This window comes from Qipengyuania gaetbuli (assembly GCF_009827315.1).
Taxonomy (GTDB): domain Bacteria; phylum Pseudomonadota; class Alphaproteobacteria; order Sphingomonadales; family Sphingomonadaceae; genus Qipengyuania; species Qipengyuania gaetbuli.
The window spans coordinates 405,975-426,707 of record NZ_WTYF01000003.1 but is presented as its reverse complement, the minus strand read 5'-3'; the positions used below and the strand labels follow the sequence as shown (position 1 = coordinate 426,707).

The 20,733-nt window shown below is 61.3% G+C and carries 19 protein-coding genes; 6 read left to right on the top strand and 13 right to left on the bottom strand.

Annotated elements, in window-relative coordinates; all coding sequences use genetic code 11:
* Positions 1–289 precede the first annotated feature (289 nt).
* Positions 290–694 carry a P-loop NTPase family protein gene (locus GRI42_RS02275; RefSeq protein WP_234033733.1) on the top strand — a complete coding sequence of 135 codons (405 nt, stop codon included), beginning with the start codon at positions 290–292 and terminating at the stop codon, positions 692–694.
* A gap of 1,732 nt (positions 695–2,426) precedes the next feature.
* Here the strand turns inward: GRI42_RS02275 and GRI42_RS02270 are convergent.
* The 10 genes from GRI42_RS02270 to GRI42_RS02225 form a co-directional block, all read right to left on the bottom strand.
* A complete protein-coding gene (locus GRI42_RS02270) occupies positions 2,427–2,630 on the bottom strand; it encodes a hypothetical protein (RefSeq protein ID WP_160606468.1) in 204 nt (67 codons plus the stop codon).
* 228 nt (positions 2,631–2,858) lie between these two features.
* Positions 2,859–3,296 carry a DUF5681 domain-containing protein gene (locus GRI42_RS02265; RefSeq protein ID WP_234033763.1) on the bottom strand — a complete coding sequence of 146 codons (438 nt, stop codon included), beginning with the start codon at positions 3,294–3,296 and terminating at the stop codon, positions 2,859–2,861.
* Between the two features lie 633 nt (positions 3,297–3,929).
* The gene (locus GRI42_RS02260; protein ID WP_160606466.1) at positions 3,930–4,412 is read right to left on the bottom strand and encodes a hypothetical protein; all 483 of its coding nucleotides are present in this window, start codon (positions 4,410–4,412) and stop codon (positions 3,930–3,932) included.
* Positions 4,413–4,426: 14 nt separating this feature from the next.
* Entirely contained in the window at positions 4,427–4,780 is a 354-nt protein-coding gene (locus GRI42_RS14050; RefSeq protein ID WP_325065287.1) for a thermonuclease family protein, read from the bottom strand.
* Position 4,781: 1 nt separating this feature from the next.
* The gene (locus GRI42_RS02250) at positions 4,782–5,357 is read right to left on the bottom strand and encodes a hypothetical protein (RefSeq protein ID WP_160606464.1); all 576 of its coding nucleotides are present in this window, start codon (positions 5,355–5,357) and stop codon (positions 4,782–4,784) included.
* 199 nt (positions 5,358–5,556) lie between these two features.
* On the bottom strand, positions 5,557–6,636 hold the full coding sequence (locus GRI42_RS02245; protein WP_160606462.1) for a bifunctional DNA primase/polymerase: 1,080 nt from the start codon (positions 6,634–6,636) through the stop codon (positions 5,557–5,559).
* Positions 6,637–6,830: 194 nt separating this feature from the next.
* Positions 6,831–7,181: a hypothetical protein gene (locus tag GRI42_RS02240; RefSeq protein ID WP_160606460.1), complete on the bottom strand. Its 351-nt coding sequence runs from the start codon at positions 7,179–7,181 to the stop codon at positions 6,831–6,833.
* 562 nt (positions 7,182–7,743) lie between these two features.
* Positions 7,744–7,947 carry a MerR family transcriptional regulator gene (locus GRI42_RS02235; RefSeq protein ID WP_160606458.1) on the bottom strand — a complete coding sequence of 68 codons (204 nt, stop codon included), beginning with the start codon at positions 7,945–7,947 and terminating at the stop codon, positions 7,744–7,746.
* A gap of 120 nt (positions 7,948–8,067) precedes the next feature.
* Entirely contained in the window at positions 8,068–9,288 is a 1,221-nt protein-coding gene (locus GRI42_RS02230; protein ID WP_160606455.1) for a tyrosine-type recombinase/integrase, read from the bottom strand.
* 171 nt (positions 9,289–9,459) lie between these two features.
* Positions 9,460–10,197: a sulfite exporter TauE/SafE family protein gene (locus tag GRI42_RS02225; RefSeq protein WP_160606453.1), complete on the bottom strand. Its 738-nt coding sequence runs from the start codon at positions 10,195–10,197 to the stop codon at positions 9,460–9,462.
* 61 nt (positions 10,198–10,258) lie between these two features.
* On the opposite strand from GRI42_RS02225, the gene GRI42_RS02220 reads away from it, so the two are divergent.
* Entirely contained in the window at positions 10,259–10,873 is a 615-nt protein-coding gene (locus tag GRI42_RS02220; RefSeq protein ID WP_160606451.1) for a GNAT family N-acetyltransferase, read from the top strand.
* A gap of 26 nt (positions 10,874–10,899) precedes the next feature.
* On the opposite strand, the gene secA is transcribed toward GRI42_RS02220, so the two are convergent.
* The 3 genes from secA to GRI42_RS02205 form a co-directional block, all read right to left on the bottom strand.
* Entirely contained in the window at positions 10,900–13,662 is a 2,763-nt protein-coding gene (gene secA / locus GRI42_RS02215; RefSeq protein ID WP_160606450.1) for a preprotein translocase subunit SecA, read from the bottom strand.
* A 123-nt stretch (positions 13,663–13,785) separates the two neighbouring features.
* Complete coding sequence (locus GRI42_RS02210; protein ID WP_160606448.1) at positions 13,786–14,082, bottom strand: hypothetical protein; 297 nt, start codon at positions 14,080–14,082, stop codon at positions 13,786–13,788.
* A 77-nt stretch (positions 14,083–14,159) separates the two neighbouring features.
* Complete coding sequence (locus GRI42_RS02205; RefSeq protein ID WP_160606446.1) at positions 14,160–14,774, bottom strand: energy transducer TonB; 615 nt, start codon at positions 14,772–14,774, stop codon at positions 14,160–14,162.
* A 113-nt stretch (positions 14,775–14,887) separates the two neighbouring features.
* On the opposite strand from GRI42_RS02205, the gene argJ reads away from it, so the two are divergent.
* From argJ to GRI42_RS02185, 4 genes are all read left to right on the top strand, one after another.
* The gene (argJ, locus tag GRI42_RS02200; protein WP_160606444.1) at positions 14,888–16,114 is read left to right on the top strand and encodes a bifunctional glutamate N-acetyltransferase/amino-acid acetyltransferase ArgJ; all 1,227 of its coding nucleotides are present in this window, start codon (positions 14,888–14,890) and stop codon (positions 16,112–16,114) included.
* Positions 16,111–16,908: an inositol monophosphatase family protein gene (locus tag GRI42_RS02195; RefSeq protein WP_160606442.1), complete on the top strand. Its 798-nt coding sequence runs from the start codon at positions 16,111–16,113 to the stop codon at positions 16,906–16,908. The genes argJ and GRI42_RS02195 overlap by 4 nt, the downstream gene beginning before the upstream one ends.
* 100 nt (positions 16,909–17,008) lie before the next feature.
* The gene (locus GRI42_RS02190; RefSeq protein WP_325065286.1) at positions 17,009–19,195 is read left to right on the top strand and encodes an RNA degradosome polyphosphate kinase; all 2,187 of its coding nucleotides are present in this window, start codon (positions 17,009–17,011) and stop codon (positions 19,193–19,195) included.
* Entirely contained in the window at positions 19,192–20,730 is a 1,539-nt protein-coding gene (locus GRI42_RS02185; protein ID WP_160606440.1) for a Ppx/GppA phosphatase family protein, read from the top strand. The genes GRI42_RS02190 and GRI42_RS02185 overlap by 4 nt, the downstream gene beginning before the upstream one ends.
* Positions 20,731–20,733: the final 3 nt, after the last annotated feature.

The window sequence follows — 20,733 nt, the reverse complement described above, 5'->3', positions numbered from 1 at the left end:
GGGTCGTTAGCCGCCCGTCCGCTCCTGGCACATCGCTAACTCGGCAAAACTGTCGCTAGATGGGTGAAAAGCGGACTTTGGGCAGCCGGGGCCTGAAGTTGACTGCTATAGATGTTGGATTGCACGCGTAGGGGATGGCAGGTCGAACGAGTCGGCACGTCCATCACGTCCAAAACCATTCTAACCGGGGGTCAATTTGCAGCGCGTTTTGATCATTGGACCCTGTGGCTCAGGCAAATCCACCCTTTCCCGGGAACTTGGGGGTCGGCTTCATCTTCCGATTTACCATATGGACCACTTGGGCTGGCTACCCGGATGGGTAGAGACCGACAAACACGAGTTGAGAGAAAAACTGGGTGCGCTCGTAGCGACTGATCGCTGGCTGATCGAGGGTAATTACGGCAGCACGCTCGATCTCCGTCTTCCGAGAGCAGACGCGATAATCTACCTCGACTTTCCCATCGGCCTCTGCCTTTGGCGCCTGATGCTGAGAGTCTTCCGACACCGTGGCACCACACGTCCGGACATGACCGAAGGCTGCCCGGAACGCTTTGACCTAGAGTTTTTCCTCTACGTCTTGTTCTGGAACCGGGGCCCGCGTCCTCGCACAGAGCAGGCACTAGAAGGTCATCAGGCCAAGATAATTCGCCTGCGCGGACCAAAAGAGCTCAAGCGGTGGCTTGCGGCACTTTGACGCGGAAGATGTCGATAAAATTGTGTCCGCAACCGGGTCGTTAGCCGCCCGTCCGCTCCTGGCTCATCGTTAGCTCGGTGAAACGGTCACGAAGTGGGTGGAAACTTGCCGTTCGCGAAGTAGACTAAAACAATGACTTCTATTCCGACTTTCAAGCTCTCGTGTCTGCGCGACATCGGATGGGGGCATTGGGACCCCATTGGGATTGCTGGACCAAATGGCAGCTGGCCTGAGGAGGCCGCAGACGAATACGATTCCTATTTGCTCCAAGCAGCTGCGAAGCTTTGGAATGGGCAATCAAATGCCGATGTTGCTGACTACCTTGTCGAAATGGAAACCGAGCATATGGGGCTCAGCGCGATGCCCGGATTTCGCGAGCGAGCCGTGACAGTCACTGAGGAACTCCGCTCCTACGTGGAAGGATTGAGGCGCTGAACTTCCGCAATCGGTTCGTTAACTGGATGTCCGTTCCTGGCACCGCGCTAGCTCGGTGAAAGCGGCTTCAGAGGGGTGGAAAGCGGACGCCGTCAAAACTAGGTTTGCTGCATGATTCCGCCCTATCGTAACGAAGAATCGCTGAGGAGCTGGCGCTGGATAGCCCAAGTCTACGTTTGGCTGAGCGTAGCGATATGTATCCTTGCGGCGTTTTCGCTAGGAATGTTCTCGCAAGCGGAGAATGCGAAACTAGTGGGAGCGGGTCTCTTGGTTTTTGCCGGGATTGGAGCTGCCTTCGCCCGAGCACTCCCTAATATCCAAAACGCCCGCTGGTGGCATTGGGCTTTGGGAGCTCTGCTGATTTCTCCCGCTGTGCTCTTGGTTTTCTAGTCCGCATACGGGCAGATAGCCGTCGGTCCGCTACCAGCACATCGTCAACTCGGTGAAAGCGTCGTCAGAGGGGTGGCAAGCTGACCTAACAAGATTACCTTACGAGTCCAAGAAGATCAAGAACTGTCATAGCCGCCCCAACAGCGGACGTAAGGGCAAAGAGGCCTGCGAGAATGGCGACTGTCCAGTCGCGCAATCGCACACTCGTGCGGGAGAACTTCGCCAACCGGACAGCCAAAACTCCAAGGAAAAGGACGATCGCGCTGCTTACCAAAGTAGTCATATCCGGTGCATATATCTTCATTGGGCAATGACCGGTATCGGGTCGATCATTGTCCGTCCGCTCTTGGCATAACCTATGCTCCGAAAATTAGGCGAGAACTGGGTGGAAAGCGGACGTCTGCCAAGCCCTTCCCAATCGTCCCTATCGGCCCCTCCGGCGACCAATCTTAATGGTCCCCCAAACGATGAGACCGACCGTAGCGGCAATAGCGAAAGAGGGGAGCAGCACTTGCGTCAAAAATCCCTTCTGACATGAGGTGCCAGGCGCACAGTCTCCAAGCGCGTCAGCGACAAGCAAGAACAAGAAGATTGGCGTACCGACGAGAGTTGAAGCGATGCAACCCCACCTCTCTTCTGTAGAGCGTCCAGTATAGCCTTCGTCATCCATTGGGGTAGGATAGCCGCATCAGCCGTGTCCGCAATCGGGTCGTTAGCGGAATGTCGGGTTTTGGATTAGGAAGGCGTGAATCCGACAAGCTGGATCAAGACAGGTTCAGCATCACACGGCCCATATCGTGATTGCCAGTCAGCAAGCTCCGCTTCTACTTCGGCTCCAGGTGTTATCATCAGAACGGGGCGTCGTTCATTGCCGCCCTTTGCCTGCTCCAATCTGGAAACCCGCGCGCTAAGCCGAGGCATCTAGGGCTTTGGGTTCGCGGATGATGACACGCAGGATGCGGGCGCAGTTGCCCAACGGGCCGTGCTCAGCTTCGTGCCCCGCTGTTGCTTCTTCCTCGCTCTGTCCTTCGTGCTGGATAATACGAACGAAGGGAACGAAATCCCCGCGGTCCTTCTTCTCCAGCACTTCTACCCGGTTTCTAAGCCGCATCGTGCCCTATCCTATCCATTTCGCCAGTTCTGCCCACTTGCAGCCACTCGCGAACCTCCTGCGAGTATTGCGACCAATCGACCTTGGAAAAGTCAGGCGCGACATAGGCGTCTGCCTCTATTTCCTCTGCCGGGGTGAGCGCTATGCCAAGCCAACGCCTCATGGCGGGTTGAGCGCGGGCTTTGCGTCCTCCTGCCTCCAACGCGTCGAGCCGTTTTTCCAATCTGTTCATTTGGCCTCCAGCGCAGCAATGCGCGTTTCTAGGTCGCAGGTTTCCACGAGGGCCTTGTGAGCCGTGAGCAGTGACATAACCCTTGCGCCTTCATCAGGCGTGACCTCGCCAGCCGCTACAGCAGCCAAGATCGCGGACGAGGCTTTCACCGCGTCCTCTGCCGAGGCAATGGGCGGGAGGACAAACGAAACGGGCGCATCGCGCCTAGCGGGTGCAATCCGATCCAAGCACAGTCGCAGCGCGGTAACGTCCCCCTCAAGCGCCTTATCGATAGCCTTACGCGTCAACGCCTCATGCTCGCCCTCTAGCAGCGCTTCGACAGCTATTGTCGTCTTGTTGCGCGAACCCGGCGTTCGCCCGCCCAGAGAGTTACCTGGCGCGAACGTACCATCCGATTTTCGCCCGCTTCTTTTCGGTCCGCCTGCCATCGTCATTGCACCTTGTAGCTTGGGTACGGCGGCGGGATGCCCTCGCTTCGATTGTGCTGGCCAGCCGAACGAGCGCCCCCGAGAACCGGCGCGCCGTAGTAGCTGGGAAAGAATATGTGCAGGAGATCGCCTTCGGGAACGTCCGCGATCACTGAAGCCCCACCCTCTCACGCACCATCGCGCGGAAATATTCGGACACCGAGCGACCTGCCCCTTGCGCACAAAGAGCCAGCGTCGCCACGATAGGCGGACTGGCCCCAAACCTAATGTGTGCAGCCTGCATTCTCTTTCCCCTCAATCTCACGACGATGGAATGCCTCACGATTTCCCGCGAAGTGAGGGCCGCGCATAGCATATTTTGGCTGGCTCGTAAAGTGTCTGACCCTCTTGCCCGACTCATATGTTCCCGCCATGTTCCGCACGATGAGCAGCAAGCGCCTAGACACATTGGCCGACTATGCGAGACATAATTACAAGCTGAGGCTGGACTGCCGTTGCGGGCGCGTGGTCGTGCTCGACCCCCACGGCTTGCTTGCCACCATCATGGCGCGCGGCTGGTCAAGTTACAGCCTGGAGGGATTGGCTAGGCGGCTAAAGTGCCTGAAGTGCGGATCGAGGCCGGACCGCATCGGACCGGGGCTAGGCCAGTAGGCTCTTAAGCAAAAGCGCAACTAGCATTAGGAGCATCGCTGAGCCGTAGATGATGACAAAAACTGCCTTCACCTTGTCCCACAAAGTCTTCTCTCGCAGGCGCTCCCTCTCCGCTGCCCTTTCGAATGCTTCGTTGGCGTTCCTGCGGCGGCGGATGAAATCGTTAAAGCGTTTATCCTCGCTCACCGCGGAAGCATCAACGTAGTGATATGAAAGCAGCCACACGAACCCTGCACCGAAGAACAAGCCAAGGTAAATCCACGCGTCTGGATCGGGAGTCGGTTCGACATAGTGCCACCAATCGCGGATTCCGTTCAGTGCAGCTGCTATTCCCTTCGCACCGAGAAAGAGGGTTAGAGGCGCTGAAACCAACAGGGCTATCCAAGCGAGTAGCATTTTGAGCCGCCCGAATATCCGTTCAAGGGCCCATGCTCGCGCCTCCTTGTCAGTATGCTCCACTTTACCCCGCATTATGCCTCACCTTGCTAACACCACGGCTCCCGCCTACCCGTCCATGTCCTCGCCAACCCCTCGCTAACGAGCGCATCGCCAACAGAATAGCCGTCGATGGTGACGACCGCGAGCGTTCGCCCGTAACGGTCCCGCCCTTCTCTATGCAGCTTGAACTCGCCCGAGTTGAGAAGCTGGCGCAGGCGATCACGCGACGTAACGGCAAGGCGGCTTTCGTAAGGGCAGCGCCCATCCATCTCTGGCGCGTCTATGTCAGCAATGCGGACCTTTTCACCGGAGATCCAAAACGTATCACCATCGACAACGCAGTTATCGTGTGGACCTGGAGCGCAGACGGATAGCGCGACAGAGGCAACGACGTTCAGCACGTTAGAACTGGCGCTCGGTCTCTTCGGGGACGAAGCGCTGGCATTGACCGGAGTAGTCACCGGCCTTGCCTGAGATCGAAATTGCGCCGGTGTAGCGATCTACCCGCAGCTTTGGGTTGTTAATGAAATTGACCCGCACAGTCGCCGTGATCTCGTTTTCCTTCACTTCAATGTCACCGAGCTTGAACCACCCGTCTTCTCCGCCACGAAACACTGGCAGCATTGCGCGAGGCATGCGAACACGACCCTCTCCGTTCTCTATAAACAGCGCGACCTGATCGCCGAAGCCTTGCTGTCGAGTTCCATAGACGGTGGCATTCGTCGAGCCGGTGACAAAGCCGCCGGAACCGCTGTAAGTCGAACTGGAATTACCGGTTAGAACAGTGGTTTTGTTCGCCGTCCCGGCTCCGCCACAGACTAAATCCAGCCGACCTCCGGCCTCAAGCGACTTATCTTTGTCCGGAGCAGAGGCGCTCGCCTGTCTATCCTCACTTGTCTGGGCAAGCGCAATAGCAGGAGACGAAAGCAAAATGGCAAGCAACCCAACGGACGAGAAATCGCGATAGTTCTTATTCATCAAGTTTCCCCCTTCTCGCTCCTTTTGCGCGACTACGAAACAATACTCAACTACCAGCCTTAGTTTAAGAGTGGTTATCTAGGGCTCATTACGGAATTACAGAGAAGTGGGGCACAAGGTTGCCCCCGAAATTTGGACCCCCCTAAAAGGGGTAGTAATATAACCAACCGGGGAGGGGGGACTTGGGGAGTAAGGCCCATCACGCAGTCAAATCCAAGTCAAGCAGCTCTTCGAAGGCAGTTTGCTCTGGCACCCAAGCCCAACGGTAAACGGCAGGCCGGGTGTTCGTGTGTTCGGCCACCAAAACAATCGCTCCGATGTCCTCAAAAAATTTTCGGGCCGCGGAAATCATCTCATCCTTGCAGCCAATCACCCGAGACATCTTGTTCGCAATGAAGAATATACGCCGCCCGCCACAATGCCGTTTGATGTGCATGAAGATCGATAGAAAGAGTTTGGCATTTCGGTGCGCCGTGATCGCGTCGAGGGTTTGGTTGTCGAGCTGAGTGTATGGTGCTGCATAGCCATTGCGGTTTTCAATTTGCGCCTTCCATGCATTCGCCTTGATGGTCTCCAACTCATTCGACGATACGGGCTTGGCGTAATCGCCATTCAAAATATCGAGATGCATAGACATGGCCTGTAGATCCGGGGTTGAGGCGAGGAACTGGAGGGCGTTTTCGAAAAGCGTCTTGTTCCGGGCTGTGGCGTCGGGCTCGGTGAGCGCGGCACGGGGATTGAAGGCGCTGTTAGTGTAGTGTTCCGATCGAAGACCGATTAACTTGGGTAGGTGCCCGCTGGCGATGTCATCGAAACAACCCTCCAGGAAGTCATACGAGCCGGAGCCGAGACGGGAGGGAGGAGCGGCGACGTACCCACCATAGCCGCAGAGATCGACAAGCGGGTCGCCTTGCCCCTTCCCATGAATGCGAAGTTTGCGGCGCTCGCCACAATTCCGATAATACAAGTGGAATTTTCCGCTGGCAGTGCGGATCAGCGCCCCCGGCCTGCCGTGTATCCCAATCAGATCCCCGAGTTGGTTTTCATCGGTGCCGTCATAGTCAATGACCGTGACGCCGGGATGAGAGACACCCTTCTTCCTGCCACGGCCAGTAAGGACACCGAAAACGTCGCAGTCGTCGTTATCCGCTGCAAGGGCAGCGGAACGCGGCAACCCCATCTTATTCCAACCTGGGGGGCCTTTCTTTTTCCCGTCGAGCGGCAATGTGATTAACCCTGCTTCGGCATAGGCAGGCTGCCAATCCGCAAAAATGCCCATCGCCTACCCCTCCTCCGTCAAATCGACCTTGCGGCGACCGAGGCAAAGGCGAAGACCTCCCCAAGCGCCGGGAGCTTGTCGAATATCCGCGAAGCGCTGCTCCGTAGGGTGAAGGTTGCCGGGATCAGGAGGAGCGAGGGTAACGACATATTCGCCACCCTCGTCCCGCGACAAGATGACCTCGCCGCGATCCATTATGCGGCCTCGTCGTCAGGCTTCACGACCGAAAACGCCGTTACATCGCATCCCCACAAGCCTGGACGCTTGCCAACCTCATGCAGCAATCCGCGCTTGCGCAGTTCACCGCAACGTGGACGGACCACATGGACAGGCAATTCAAGATCGTTGGCAACGTCCTCAGGCCTTGCACCGAAAGCGCCGTAGCTGGCGAAAGCCTCGACGACCTGACGATGACGACGCGGTAAGGTCTGAGTGACCTGTGAAGCCGCCGCCACGCTGTTCGCCTTCGCTGTGGGCGTATTACCCTTGCTTCCCGCAGCCGTGCCGCGCCCGTAATGGGCCTTCTCGCAGTTATCCTTCGACATACTCAATCCCCGCAAATTGTTCACCCATGCCCCCTCTGTCGGCAAGCTGGCCAAGCCAGTGATGCTGCCGTGGCGTGAGGGGGTAGTGATCAGGCGCGCAGAGCTGGCCCAGAAATTGGCCGCTCCTTCGGTTAATGCCCTGACCGTTCGTGAGAAGCGCTAGAGCCAGCGCCCGAAGCTTGGCCCGTTCATCCATGCGCGTGGCCCCCTCTTGCTCCGAAGAGACCATTGCGGCGGCGGGCCATTTGCCAAGCCGACGCGTCAGCCATCATGGACACCGCCCAGCGCCGCAAAGGCTCCAGCCGGTCAGGGATTGCATATTGGGGCAGACCGCCCAGCAGCTTCTCAACGCCGGGATCGCGGCGCGTTAGAATCACACGGTTCATCTTTTGTTCCTTCCGTCATTTTTCGACGCAAGGAAGCTGACCAAATACCGCTGCCGACTTGACGTAAGCGTAAAGTTCGGCTAATGCGGTCGTACTAAAGGAGTCTGCTTCCAAGCGGCTTTTCGGACCCTCGCTCTTCCTTACGGAGCGAGGGTCCTTCCGTTTGAGGCCGACATTTAAGCTGCCTCAACCGTCACTACTGGCAGGCTGTCACGCCAGGCCTGTTCATCCTCCAACTTGATGCGCGTAGCACGGCCCAGCTTCGTGAAGGTCAGACGACCTGCACGGTGTTCGATGTACGCGAACGAGCGGCTACAGCCATTGTCGGCGCAGAACTGGCTGATCGTCTTCATTCCTCCAGGTGAAACTTCTTGTTGCATCAGATTTCCTCTACTGCTACACTCCGGTCAGGAGCTTATACGTGCATAGCTGATCTTCGCGAATCACGCTAGGCGTTCTCCTCCTGTTCTTGGGGATTGTTTGGGGATTGTTTCGCGAAGTCAGGCTTCGCGCACCTTCAGCGGCAACCGGATCACTTCGCCAGATCTTCCAGCTGCGTAACGCCCCCAAGCCTCCAGCAGCGCGAACCGCATTTCGAGGAACTTCGCCCGATTGTAAGCGCGGATTACCTTATCAGGGATGGTATGGGCCAGAGCCGCCTCAGCGACCGCTTCCGGCACACTCGGCATCTTCTCGGCGGCCCAGGTCCGAAACGTTGAGCGGAAGCCATGGACCGTGTAGCCCGTAGGCTTCACGATCTTTCCGATTGTCATGTCGGACAGGCGCTTGCCGCCTTTCCCCTCGAATATAAGCCCATCCCCATCCAACCGCCGCCACGCCTTGGCCCGCTCAAGTATGGCCAGTGCCTCTGGCGAGAGCGTGATGGTGTGCGGCGTCCCTGTCTTTCCCATCAAATCGGCAGGACGGTTCCAAAGCTTCTTGTCGAAATCGATTTGCGACCAACGAGCGCCGCGAACCTCACCGTTACGCCCAGCCGTGTAGATCGTGAACAGCAGGGCGAGGCGACCCATCGTTTCCGGCTCGCCTTCAATCTTCTGAATAAATGCGGGCAGGCTTTCGTATGGCATCGAGGCGAAGTTTCCGCCCTCCGCTTGCTTGGCGAGCAGGGCCGAGAGGCTTTGACGCGGCGCACCATCAGTCCGCCAAGCCATTGCGTGGGCGTAGTCAAGCACAAGCCCGATGCGGGCGCGGATTTTCTTGGAAAGGGCAATTTTGGTTTGCCAGATTGGGCCGAGGACAAGGGCAACGTCCTTTGCATCAACGTCGCTGACCGGCTTGTCTCCGATCTTCGGATATACATGCAGCGCAAGCGACGAAAGGAAAGCGGCAGCGTTCTTGTCCGACCAACCCGACGCCTTCGCCTCGTGGCATTGCTGGGCCGCCTGTCGGAAAGTGGGTGCGATCTCCTCTTTCGCATCGCGCACCTGCGTTGGATCTTTCTTATCGCGGGCGGCCTTCCGCAACTCGCGCGCCATTTCCCGCGCCTCAGCAAGGCTCACGAGACTGAGAGGTCCTAAGCCTATGTCTCGGCGCATCCATTTCATTCGGCCCTGCCTGTCGGTTCCGTAGGCCATGACCCGCAGCAGCCATGACTTCCCGCCAGTATCGGACACGAGAAGATAAAGGCCATTCCCGTCACCGTAGCGGCCCGGCCTCTTTTCCTTTTCGACTTGGAGCGGCTTCAATTTGTGAATTGCCATCGGCGTGTCCTTACCACAAACGCTCCCACATTTTGGGCTCGATTTGGGTAGACGTCAATGCACCGTGAAGCACAAATCCCCAAATAATCGACTGGAATCATTACCGTATATGCACCACCATCGATTCCGGTAGACAATAGTTATAGTCTAACTCGGGGAGCCACTATTCTCTTACATTCCAGTCAGTAGGCGCAGCCCCACCCATGCGGTGAGCGCGGCGGTGCCCCAGCGTATCCAGCGTTGCGGCAGGTATTTGAGCGCCAGCAGGCTGCCGATCTGCCCCCCGATCGCTACCGCCACCAGCAGCGGCAGGCCGATATCGACGGCAGCGGCAAAGCGGCCCTCCCCGCCCTTGAGCACCTGGCCCGCCAACCCGAACAGCGAATTGACCAGAATGAACAGGCTGGCCGTCGCGGCCACGGCACGCGCCGAATTCCAGCGTGCAAGGTGCAGCAGCGGGGCAAGGAAAATGCCGCCTCCGATGCCCACGATGCCCGCCAAGTAACCGAGCGGTGCAGCCACGAGCGGCATGAATCGCGCGAAGCCTGCAGGCTCCCCGTCATTCATCGCTACAGGCAGCAACATGGTCAGCGCGGTCAGCAGCAGGGCAGCGCCCAGCAGGGCCAGGAATTCGCTTTCGCCGATCGGCGTAAGCCCGCCGAGGAAAGCCGCGGGCGCGGCAATGGCGGTCAGCAGCAGCGCGCCGCGCCAGGGCGTGACGCCTGCCCGCGCGAAACGGACAGTGCTGCCCGCCACGACCACGATATTGCAGGCCAGCGCAATCAGCGGGAGGATGCGGTAGTCGACGCACGACAAGGCCAGCAAGGCATTGTAGGTGGAGCCGCCACCGAACCCCACGCTGGCGTAGAGCAAGGCCACGATCAGGAATGCAAGGGCGAGCGCGGCCATAACCCTGCCTAGACCGCTTCACCGCTGCAGGCTAGCATCGCGCATCGAGGGGCAGGACCACATGAAAAGCAGCGATATCGTACTGAACGAGGGGCTGGTTCGCGCAGGCCCCGCAGAGGCGCGCAAGCTCGGCGATATCACCGCAGACGGTTTCAGGAACGATCCCTTCAACCACTGGCTGTTCGGCAATTTCGCGGGCATCAGCCACCTGTTTCACCTGCAGGCACGGCGCATCTACGCACCCCGCGGCTATTGCTATACCCACGGCGATGAGGGCGCCTGCATGTGGATGCTGCCGGGCGGCGACGCGAGCTTCGGCACGGCGGATTACGCGGCCTTCGCCCTGCCCACGCTGTTGAAATGCGGACCGGGCGCGGTGCGGCGCGGCATCATGACCGGTGAGGCGATGGACAAGGTCCACCCCGATTTCGAGCATGCTTATTTGTTCAGCATTGCCGTGCGCCCCGGCGCGCAGGGCAAGGGGCTCGGACGCAAGCTTATCGCGCCCATACTCGCCGCCTGCGACCGCTTGGGTGTTCCTGCGTATCTGGAGAATTCGAACCCGGCCAATGCAGGGTTCTACGGTTCGCTCGGCTTCGTGGTGTGCGGAGAAATCAGGCCGACACCCGATGCCCCGCCCCTGGTGCCGATGGTGCGCGAGCCGCGCAGCGCCTGAACGCCGCGCGGCCCATTACCTGACGATCAGGCCTGCGCTCCGACCGAGCCGTGGCAGTGCTTGTACTTGCTGCCCGAACCGCAGGGGCACGGTGCGTTGCGGCTGATTTCCATGCCGGAAAAGGGATTGTCGGCACGGGCCGCACCGCCCGGGCTGGCGGCAGCACGGGGGCTTCCGGCGAGCGAGCCGAACAGGTCTTCGCGTTCGGCCGATCCATCGCCGTCGTTCGAATTGTCGTCGCCCGTCAGCGGGTCGATATGGCCCGTGAGAAAGTCCGGCAGTTCGGGCAGGTCGACCTGCGGCAGCGGGGCTGGCTCTGCCAGTTCGAGCCGCTGCAGCTTGGCCGTCACATCCTCGCGCAGCTTGTCGAGCATGCGTTCGAACAGGGCGAAGGCTTCCTGCTTGTACTCGTTGATAGGCTGCTTTTGCGCGTGCGCGCGCAGCCACACCACCTGCCGCAGCGCGTCGAGCGTGGAGAGATGTTCCTTCCACTGGTGATCGAGTTCCTGCAGCAGCAGGCTCTTCTCGATCCGGCGCCACAGGCCGGCATCGGCCTTTCCGATCTTGGCTTCCATGCGCGCATCGGCTTCGGCGGCGATCCGTTCCTCGATCAGTTCCGGCTCGATCTGGTCTTCCTGCAGCCATTCTTCGTAAGGGAAGGTCAGGCCGAAGACTTCCTCGACGCGTTCCTTCAGGCCTTCGATGTTCCACTGTTCCGGATAGGAACCCGGCGGGCAGTTTTCCGACACGATGGCGTTCACGGCATCGCGGCGCATGTCGATCACGACATCGTCCACCGCTTCGCTGTCCATGATTTCCGCGCGCTGTTCGTAGATGACCTTGCGCTGGTCGTTCATCACGTCGTCGTACTGCACGACCTGCTTGCGGATTTCGTAGTTGCGCGCCTCGACCTTCTTCTGCGCCGTCTCAATGGCCTTCGACAGCCACTTGGAACCGATGGCCTCGCCATCTTCGAGGTTCGAATTCATCATGCGGGCGAACAGCGTGTCCGGACCGAAGATGCGCAGCAAATCGTCCTCGAGGCAGAGGTAGAAGCGCGACAGGCCGGGGTCGCCCTGGCGGCCCGAACGACCGCGCAGCTGGTTGTCGATGCGGCGGCTTTCATGGCGTTCCGTGCCGAGCACGAACAGGCCGCCCGCGTCGAGCACGCGCTGCTTTTCCGCGGCCACTTCGGCCTTGATCTTGGCGATGGCCGCATCGCGTTCCGGCCCGTCGGGCATGTCGCGCAATTCGTCTTCGATGCGGAACTCGACATTGCCGCCCAGCTGGATGTCGGTACCGCGACCGGCCATGTTCGTGGCGATGGTGACGGCGCCGATACGGCCCGCCTGCGCCACAATATGCGCCTCGCGCTCGTGCTGGCGGGCGTTGAGGACCTCGTGGGTCACTCCTTCTTTCTCGAGGAAGCTGGAGAGCAGCTCGCTCTTCTCGATCGAGACGGTGCCGACGAGGACCGGCTGGCCCGTTTCGTACTTTTCCTTGATCGCCTTGGCGATGGCTTGGAACTTGTCCTGCGTGTTCTTGTAGAACTCGTCTTCCTCGTCGACGCGCTGGACGGGCACGTTGGTCGGAATCTCGACCACGTTCATCTTGTAGATGTCCCAGAATTCCGCGGCTTCGGTGGCGGCAGTGCCTGTCATGCCCGACAGCTTGGGATACATGCGGAAGTAGTTCTGGAAGGTGATCGAGGCGAGAGTCTGGTTTTCCGGCTCGATCTTCACGCCCTCCTTGGCCTCGACCGCCTGATGCAGGCCGTTCGACCAGCGGCGGCCGTCCATCATGCGGCCGGTGAATTCATCGATGATGACGACCTTGTCGTCCTTCACGATGTAGTCCGTGTCCTTCTTGAACATGATGTTGGCCTTGAGGGCCTGGTCGAGATGATGGACGACCTGGGTATTCTCGACGTCGTAGAGATTGTCGGTCTCGAGCAGGCCCGCATCCTTGAGCTTCTGCTCGATGGCGTCGGTGCCCTCTTCGGTCCAGGTGATGTTCTTGGTCTTCTCGTCGGCCTCGTACCATTCGGGTTCGAGGTTCCTCACGATGGCGTCGACGGCGACGTAAAGCTCGGACTTGTCCTCGGTCGGGCCGGAGATGATCAGCGGGGTACGCGCCTCGTCGATCAGGATCGAGTCCACTTCGTCGACGATCGCGAAGTTGAAGGGGCGCTGCACCATCTGGCCGCGCTCGTGCTTCATGTTGTCGCGCAGGTAATCGAAGCCGAATTCGTTGTTCGTACCGTAGGTGATGTCCGCACCATAGGCATCGCGGCGCTCGAACTCGTTGAGGTTCGGGACGATGACGCCGATCGTCAGGCCGAGGAACTGGTGCAGGCGACCCATCCATTCCGCGTCGCGGCGAGCGAGGTAGTCGTTCACGGTGACGACGTGGACGCCCTTGCCTTCGATGGCGTTGAGGTAGGTGGCGAGCGTCGCGACCAGCGTCTTGCCCTCGCCCGTGCGCATTTCAGCGATCTCGCCACGGTGGAGCACGATACCGCCGATCATCTGCACGTCGAAGTGGCGCATGCCCAGCACGCGGACCGATGCCTCGCGCACGGTGGCAAAGGCTTCGGGCAGGATGTCGTCTAGCGTCTGGCCATCGGCCAGCATGGCGCGGAACTTGTCCGTCTGCGCACGCAGTTCATCGTCGGAGAACGCCTGGAGCTGCGGCTCCAGCGCGTTGATCTGGTTCACGATCTTGCCGATCGACTTGACGTAACGGTCGTTGGACGAGCCGAACAGGGACTTGGTGATGGTCTTGAACATGGTGGGGCAACAGCCTCGGATACGAATGATGGAGTGCGGGCGTCGATCGGACGCGCCAATGTAAGGAAAATGCCCGCGCACGCAGGTGGTGCCGGGCAGGAAACCGTCAGGTCCGGAAAGACGCTATTCGAAAGCGCGGTCGGGGCCGAACATCACCGTCGGAATGTAGATCACGACCGGCTGCTGCGGCTTGCAGGGCGTCAGCTTGTCGGTACGCGACTTCTGCTTGCGCTGCCGTTCCGCGCATTGCGACTGCGCGTCCTTGGCATCGTCCTGGTCGGCACGCTGTTCGACGCCGACGCCGACCGATCCTTCGAACGCCTGCGCAGGCGCGCCCAGCGCGGCAAGGCCGGTCAGGAGCGCAAGAAAGGCGAGGAAACGGGCGATCATCGTGCGGCTAAGATAAGTGCTGATCGTCATGCCGTCCACCCCGCTGTCGGATTTACCCGCGAGGAGAATTGCCTGCCGAATATGAAACTTTCTTGAACGGGCCGGGCTCAGTCACCGACCGGCAGGCGCTCGATCTTGTGGGTCATGCGATAGCGGCGCTCTTCCAGCGTGCCGTCTTCGGCCCGCGGAGGTTCGAAAGTGGGCGCGTTCTCGCAAGGGTTCTTCTCCGTGTTCTTCGGTGCGCCAGTTATCTGGCATTCGCGCACCGAACCGTCGCGAGAGATGACGAATTCCATCACCAGATCGAATTCCTCGGGCAGCTGCGTCGCGCTCGGCAGGGTAAACCGAACCGCCTGTTCATACAGTGATGCGACCGGCACGCCTTTGTTGTCGCGGGCCGGTTTGAACCGCGCGCGTTCCATCAGTTTCTCGCACGCCGTGCGGTCGAGTTCGGAGACTCCGCTGCTGGTGACGATCTCGCACCGGCTTACCCGGCCGGTCGCTTCGATCGTCAGGTTCGTGACCACGCGGCCCTTGGTACCAGCCCGTGCGGCCCAGCTCGGATAATCGTCCGTCGTCACCCATGTACCCGGGTTCGAGGCAGGCTCGGCCTTTTCGGCCGGATCCTCGACCACCTCGCGCCTGGTCGGGTTCAGTTCCACAACCTGCGCCGCGAGTGGCGGAGCAAAGGCGAGCGAAATCAATGCGATCGGATATTTCATTGCGTCCCCCCAAAGCGGGCACCGTCCGGATCGGTCGGGCCTGCTTGCGTCGCGGGACGGGATAAAGGGCGATAGAACTTGACGCAACCGGCCATCCCAATAATCCGCACGGGATGGACCTGACCCCTTCTCCGCTCGCGAAGCCCTTCCCCGCCATGCCCGCCATCGACGGTGCCGTGCTGCGGGTGGCACGTGCGCGCTACAAGGAATGGGACCGCGCCGACCTGACCTTTGCCGAACTGGCCGAAGGCACCAGCGTCGCCGGCGTATTCACGAAGAGCGCCTGCGCCTCGAGCGAAGTGGAACTGGGCCGGGAAAACGTCGCCAACGGCCATGCACGTGCGCTCGTGGTCAACGCCGGCAATTCCAATGCCTTCACCGGATACCGCGGGCGCGAGGCGGTGGTGCAGATCATGGAGCAGGTTTCCGAAGCGCTCGGCTGCCCGGCGGAACAGGTCTTCGTGTCCTCGACCGGCGTGATCGGCGTTCCGCTGCCCAAGGGCAAGGCGCGCGCAGGCGTGGCCGCCGCCCTCGAAGCGCAGCCGTGCAGTTGGGAAGAGGCGGCGAGCGCCATCGGCACGACCGATACCTTCACCAAGGGCGCGCATGCATCGGCGCTGGTCGGGGGTACGCGGGTCGAGCTGTGCGGCATCATCAAGGGCAGCGGCATGATCGCGCCCGACATGGCGACCATGCTCGGCTACATCTTCACCGATGCGGCGGTGGAACCGGCCTTCCTCCAGCAGATGCTTTCGCGCGCGAGCAGCGAGACGTTTTCCTGCATCACGGTGGATGGCGACACTTCGACCAGCGACACGGTGATGCTCTTCGCTACGGGGAAGGCTGGCAATCCGGTTCTTTCCGGCTGGGAAAGCGCCGGCGCGGACGCTTTCTATTCCGCGCTCCTCGAAGTGTGCCGCGAACTTGCACAGCTTGTCGTTCGCGACGGCGAAGGCGCGCAGAAGTTCATCGAGATCGCGGTGACCGGCGCAACCGACGATGCGAGCGCGCGCAAGATCGCCATGTCCATCGCCAACTCGCCGCTCGTGAAGACCGCGATTGCCGGCGGCGATGCCAATTGGGGCCGTGTGGTCATGGCGGTAGGCAAGGCAGGCGAACCCGCCGACCGCGACAGTCTCTCCATCGGTTTCGGTGGCACCTGGGCCGCGCGCGACGGCCAGCCCCTGCCCGATTACGACGAGGCTCCGGTGGCCCGCCACCTCGAAGGGCAGGACATCCGCATCGACGTGGACCTTGGCCTTGGCGCAGGCCGTGCGACCGTGTGGACCTGCGACCTGACGCACGGATATATCGATATCAACGCGGATTACCGTTCTTGAGTGCGCTCGACGCCGAGATACTCGCCCTGCTGCGGAAGGTGTCGGAAACGGCAATCCTGCCGCGCTTTCGCAATCTTTCGGCGGGCGAAGTCGAGGACAAGGGCGGCAACGATCCCGTCACCATCGCCGACCGCGAATCCGAAAAGCTCCTGCGCGAAGGACTGGCGCGCATCGATGGCACGATCGCCTTCGTCGGTGAGGAGGCGGCGCATGAAGACCCTTCGGTGCTAGACCGGCTCGACCAGCCATGCTGGATCGTCGATCCGGTCGACGGGACGCGCAATTTCGCCAACGGCCACGGCCCGTTCGGCGTCCTCGTCGCCCGCGCTGAAGGCGGGTTCACTCAGTCCGGCTGGATCTACGACTGCCTGACGGGCCGGTTCTGCTCCGCCCATCGCGGCAAGGGTGCCTTCGTCGATGGCGAGCGCGTCACCGCCAAGGGCACCGGACGGACGCCGCCTGTCGCGGCAATCTCGCTCGTCTACATGGAAGAAGCGCGTCGCGAGGCAACCAAACGGCATATCGAGCCGGCATACGCGCTTGTCGACATCCCCTATTGCGCTGCCGAACAATATCCGCGCCTCGCGCTGGGCGAAAACGACGTTTCCATCTTCGAGCGCACGCTGGCCTGGGACCATGCGGCAGGCGTGTTGTGGCTGGAAGAAGCCGGCGGCAAGGCGGCCCGCCCGGACGGCTCCCCCTACCGGGTCGACGAACATAGGCGCACCGGCCTCCTTGGTGCCTCCAGCCCCACGCTGTGGGACGAATTGGCGGCGCTTTACGCGCATTTATGACGGAATTCCGACACGCCTGCGCATCGGGTGGCAACGCGAAACCCTTTCCAATAGCGCACGCTCGCTTTACGCTGACCGGCAAGCCAGCAGAGGAAACGCAGTGACGTTAGGCAATGCCCCCAGTTCCGGCCCCGAGGCCGAAACCGGCGATTCCCATGCGGACACCCCGCAGGAGCCGATGGCGCTGGAAGACCGCTATACCAATCGCGAACTGTCCTGGCTGAGCTTCAACCGCCGCGTTTTGGCGGAAAGCGAAAACGCCCGCTATCCGCTGCTCGAACGCCTTCGCTTCCTGTCGATTTCCGGAAGCAACCTCGACGAATTCACCATGGTACGCATCGCCGGCCTCGAAGGGCAGGTGCATCGCGGCATCGAAACGCCGGGGATCGACGGGCTGAGCCCGCGCCAGCAACTCGACGCGATCCGCGAACAGGTCCTTCAGCTGGAGCACCGCCAGCAGGACAGCCTCGACGAACTGCGCGGCCTGCTGGCCGACGAAGGCATACTGATCGCGCTGGTCGAGCAGCTCGACAAGCAGCAGCAGGACTGGCTCGAAGACTATTTCACCACCGACATCCTGCCGCTGATCACGCCGCAGGCCATCGACCCTTCGCATCCCTTCCCCTTCGTTGCCAGCGGCGGGATGGGCGTGCTGTTCCGCCTCAAGCGCGGTCGCCGCAAGGGCGAGCTGGTCGAAATGGTGTTGATCCCCAGCGGCGCGCCGCGCTTCGTGCGCGTGCCCGGCGAAAAGGCGATCTATGTCGCCATCGAACAGCTGGTGACCCGGTTCGCCAGCCAGCTCTTCCCGGGCTTCAAGATCCTCGGCGACGGCATTTTCCGCGTCCTGCGCGACAGCGATATCGAGGTCGAGGACGAAGCCGAAGACCTCGTGCGCTATTTCCGCACCGCCATCCAGCGCCGGCGCCGGGGCCGTGCGGTCCTGCTCGAACTCGACGACGAATGCGACGCCTCGGCAGAGGCGCTGCTGCGCGAACAGTTCGACGTCGACGCGGCGATGATCGTGAAGACCGGCGGGATGCTGGGCCTGTCCGACCTCTCGGCGATCTGCAACGAACCGCGTCCGGACCTCAAGTTCACTCCCTTCTCGCCCCGCTATCCCGAGCGCGTGCTGGCCCATGACGGCGATGTCTTCACGGCCATCCGCGAGAAGGACATGGTCATTCACCACCCCTACGAAAGCTTCGAAGTGGTGGTCGATTTCCTGCACCAGGCGGCAGTCGATCCGCAGGTCGTCTCGATCAAGCAGACGCTTTACCGCGCAGGCGACCAATCACCCGTCATCGCCGCGCTGGTGGAGGCCGCGCAGAACGGCAAGGCCGTGACCGCGGTGGTCGAACTGAAAGCGCGCTTCGACGAGGAGCGCAACATCCGCTGGGCGAACGAGCTCGAACGCGCAGGCGTGCAGGTGATCTACGGCTTCACCGAATGGAAGACGCACGCCAAGGTCAGCCTCGTCGTGCGGCGCGAGGAAGACGGCTATCGCACCTACTGCCATTTCGGCACGGGCAATTACCACCCGGTCAATGCGCGCATCTACACCGACCTCAGCTATTTCACCGCCGATGCGGCTTTGGGGCGCGATGCAGCCAAGATGTTCAACTTCATCACCGGCTACATCGAGCCGGATGCCCTGGAGAAGATCGCCATCTCGCCCATCGGCCTGCGCGAGAAATTGTACGAGCTGATCGACGTCGAAATCGCCAATGCACGGGCGGGCAAGCCGTCGGGCATATGGGTGAAGCTCAATTCGATCACCAACCAGGCGATGATCGACAAGCTTTACGAAGCGAGCAAGGCGGGCGTCGAAATCCGCATGGTGGTGCGCGGCATCTGTTCCTTGAGGCCCGGCATCCCCGGCCTCAGCGAAAACATCAGCGTGAAGTCGATCATCGGGCGCTTTCTCGAACATGGTCGCATGTGGACCTTCGCAAATGGCAAGGCGCTTCCGAGCCGGCAGGCCAAGGTGTTCATCACCAGCGCCGATGCCATGAGCCGCAATCTCGACCGGCGCGTGGAAGTGCTGGTCCCGGTCACCAACAAAACGGTCCACGACCAGATGCTGGGGCAAGTCATGCTGGCCAATATCCTCGACACCGAACAGAGCTGGCGCCTCGGCCCCGACGGGCAGTACCTGCGGATGCGCAAGGGCGACGGCGGCTTCAACTGCCACGAATATTTCATGTCGAACCCTTCGCTTTCCGGGCGTGGCTCCGCTCTCCAGCGGCATGAGGTCCCGCGCCTCACGCTGAGCGGGGCGAAACGATGACCTCCGTCAAATCGCGCAGCGCCAAGTGGCAGCGCCGCCTGATCCATCCGCCCCGTGCCGTCATCGACATCGGGTCGAACACCGTCCGCCTCGTGCTCTACGAAGGCACGGCCCGCTCGCCGGAAACCGTGTGGAACGAGAAGGTCGCCGCACGCCTCGGCCGCGATCTGTCGGAAACAGGCCGCATTCCCGAAGAGGCCATGGACGAGGCGCTGGCCGCCCTTGCCCGCTACGCCCTGATTATCCGTGACCGCGGTATCGACGATGTGCAGACGGTCGCGACGGCCGCCGCGCGCGATGCCGAGAACGGCGGGGAATTTCTCGACCTCGTCGCTGCGCTTGGCCTATCTCCGCGCCTGCTGTCGGGTGAGGAGGAAGCCTGCGCTTCCGCTTTCGGTGCCATCGGCGCCTTTCCCGGTGCGAAAGGCATGATTGCCGACCTCGGCGGCGGCAGTCTCGAACTCGTCTCCATTGGCGATGGCGAATGCCACGATGCGGTCAGCCTGCCCTTCGGCACACTACGCCTTCCTGCCCAGCGTGCCGCGGCCGGCGATTTCGAACAGCAGGTTCACGACACGCTGTCCGGCGTCGGCTGGGCTTCGGGTCACGAAGGCCCGCTCTACATGATCGGCGGCACGTGGCGGGCGCTGGCACATTACGCGATGCGTGAATGCGATTATCCGCTGACCGACCCCCACGGGTTCTGCCTGACGGTGGAGGAGGCGCAAGATCTTGCCGGAAGGCTGGTCGATGCCGACCCCGAAAAGCTGATGGAGATTTCGGGCATATCGCCGATGCGTGCCGGATACCTTCCCGATGCGGCCGCATTGCTGAAACCCCTGCTGGCCGAATTGAAGCCGGAAAGCCTCGTCTTTTCGAGCTGGGGCATTCGCGAAGGCCTGCTGTTTTCGCAGCTCAACGACCTTACCCGTTCGCTCGACCCGCTGCTGGCGGGCGTCCACGCCTTTGCCGAACCGCGCGATGCGCCGATCGTCGATGCGACCCGCATTGCAGGCTGGACGGTCGATCTCGCCAGCGGGGGCGGCAAGCGGAACGAGCGTCTTCGCCTCGCGGCGGCACAGCTCGCCCTCGCCCTCCAGCGCGTGGAGCCTAACCTGCGGTCCAACCATGCGACCGAATGGGCGCTGGACAAGCGATGGATCGACTGCACGCCGCGCGACCGTGCGATGATCTGTGCCGCGCTTCTCGGCAGCCTCGGCGCGACGGAGGTTCCTAACCGCCTGCGCCGCCTCGCAAGCGACGAGGACCTTCGCGAAGGTCTTACCTGGGGGCTCGGCTACCGCCTGGCCCGCCGCTTGGGCGCAGGCGCAAGAGTCGCCCTCGCCTCCAGCAGGTTGCGGCTCAAGAAGAAGTCACTTGTCCTCTACATGGACGAAAGCCGGGCCGCGCTTGCCACTTGGCCGCTGACCAAGGATCTGGAAGTCCTCGCCGAATGGCTGGGCCGAAAGCCCAGGATCAAGATCGGCAAGTTCGATTTCTCGAACGAGTTGGAAGAGGAAGAGGAAGAGGACTGACCC

Coding starts and splice junctions, on each gene's coding strand:
- GRI42_RS02240 (WP_160606460.1), bottom strand. CDS start 7,181: ATGTCGAAGGATAACTGCGAGAAGGCCCATTACGGGCGCGGCACGGCT.
- GRI42_RS02265 (WP_234033763.1), bottom strand. CDS start 3,296: ATGACGATGGCAGGCGGACCGAAAAGAAGCGGGCGAAAATCGGATGGT.
- GRI42_RS02220 (WP_160606451.1), top strand. CDS start 10,259: ATGAAAAGCAGCGATATCGTACTGAACGAGGGGCTGGTTCGCGCAGGC.
- GRI42_RS02245 (WP_160606462.1), bottom strand. CDS start 6,636: ATGGGCATTTTTGCGGATTGGCAGCCTGCCTATGCCGAAGCAGGGTTA.
- GRI42_RS02270 (WP_160606468.1), bottom strand. CDS start 2,630: ATGCGGCTTAGAAACCGGGTAGAAGTGCTGGAGAAGAAGGACCGCGGG.
- GRI42_RS02185 (WP_160606440.1), top strand. CDS start 19,192: ATGACCTCCGTCAAATCGCGCAGCGCCAAGTGGCAGCGCCGCCTGATC.
- secA (WP_160606450.1), bottom strand. CDS start 13,662: ATGTTCAAGACCATCACCAAGTCCCTGTTCGGCTCGTCCAACGACCGT.
- argJ (WP_160606444.1), top strand. CDS start 14,888: ATGGACCTGACCCCTTCTCCGCTCGCGAAGCCCTTCCCCGCCATGCCC.
- GRI42_RS02250 (WP_160606464.1), bottom strand. CDS start 5,357: ATGAATAAGAACTATCGCGATTTCTCGTCCGTTGGGTTGCTTGCCATT.
- GRI42_RS02225 (WP_160606453.1), bottom strand. CDS start 10,197: ATGGCCGCGCTCGCCCTTGCATTCCTGATCGTGGCCTTGCTCTACGCC.
- GRI42_RS02205 (WP_160606446.1), bottom strand. CDS start 14,774: ATGAAATATCCGATCGCATTGATTTCGCTCGCCTTTGCTCCGCCACTC.
- GRI42_RS02210 (WP_160606448.1), bottom strand. CDS start 14,082: ATGACGATCAGCACTTATCTTAGCCGCACGATGATCGCCCGTTTCCTC.
- GRI42_RS02235 (WP_160606458.1), bottom strand. CDS start 7,947: ATGCAACAAGAAGTTTCACCTGGAGGAATGAAGACGATCAGCCAGTTC.
- GRI42_RS02260 (WP_160606466.1), bottom strand. CDS start 4,412: ATGCGGGGTAAAGTGGAGCATACTGACAAGGAGGCGCGAGCATGGGCC.
- GRI42_RS02230 (WP_160606455.1), bottom strand. CDS start 9,288: ATGGCAATTCACAAATTGAAGCCGCTCCAAGTCGAAAAGGAAAAGAGG.
- GRI42_RS02275 (WP_234033733.1), top strand. CDS start 290: ATGGACCACTTGGGCTGGCTACCCGGATGGGTAGAGACCGACAAACAC.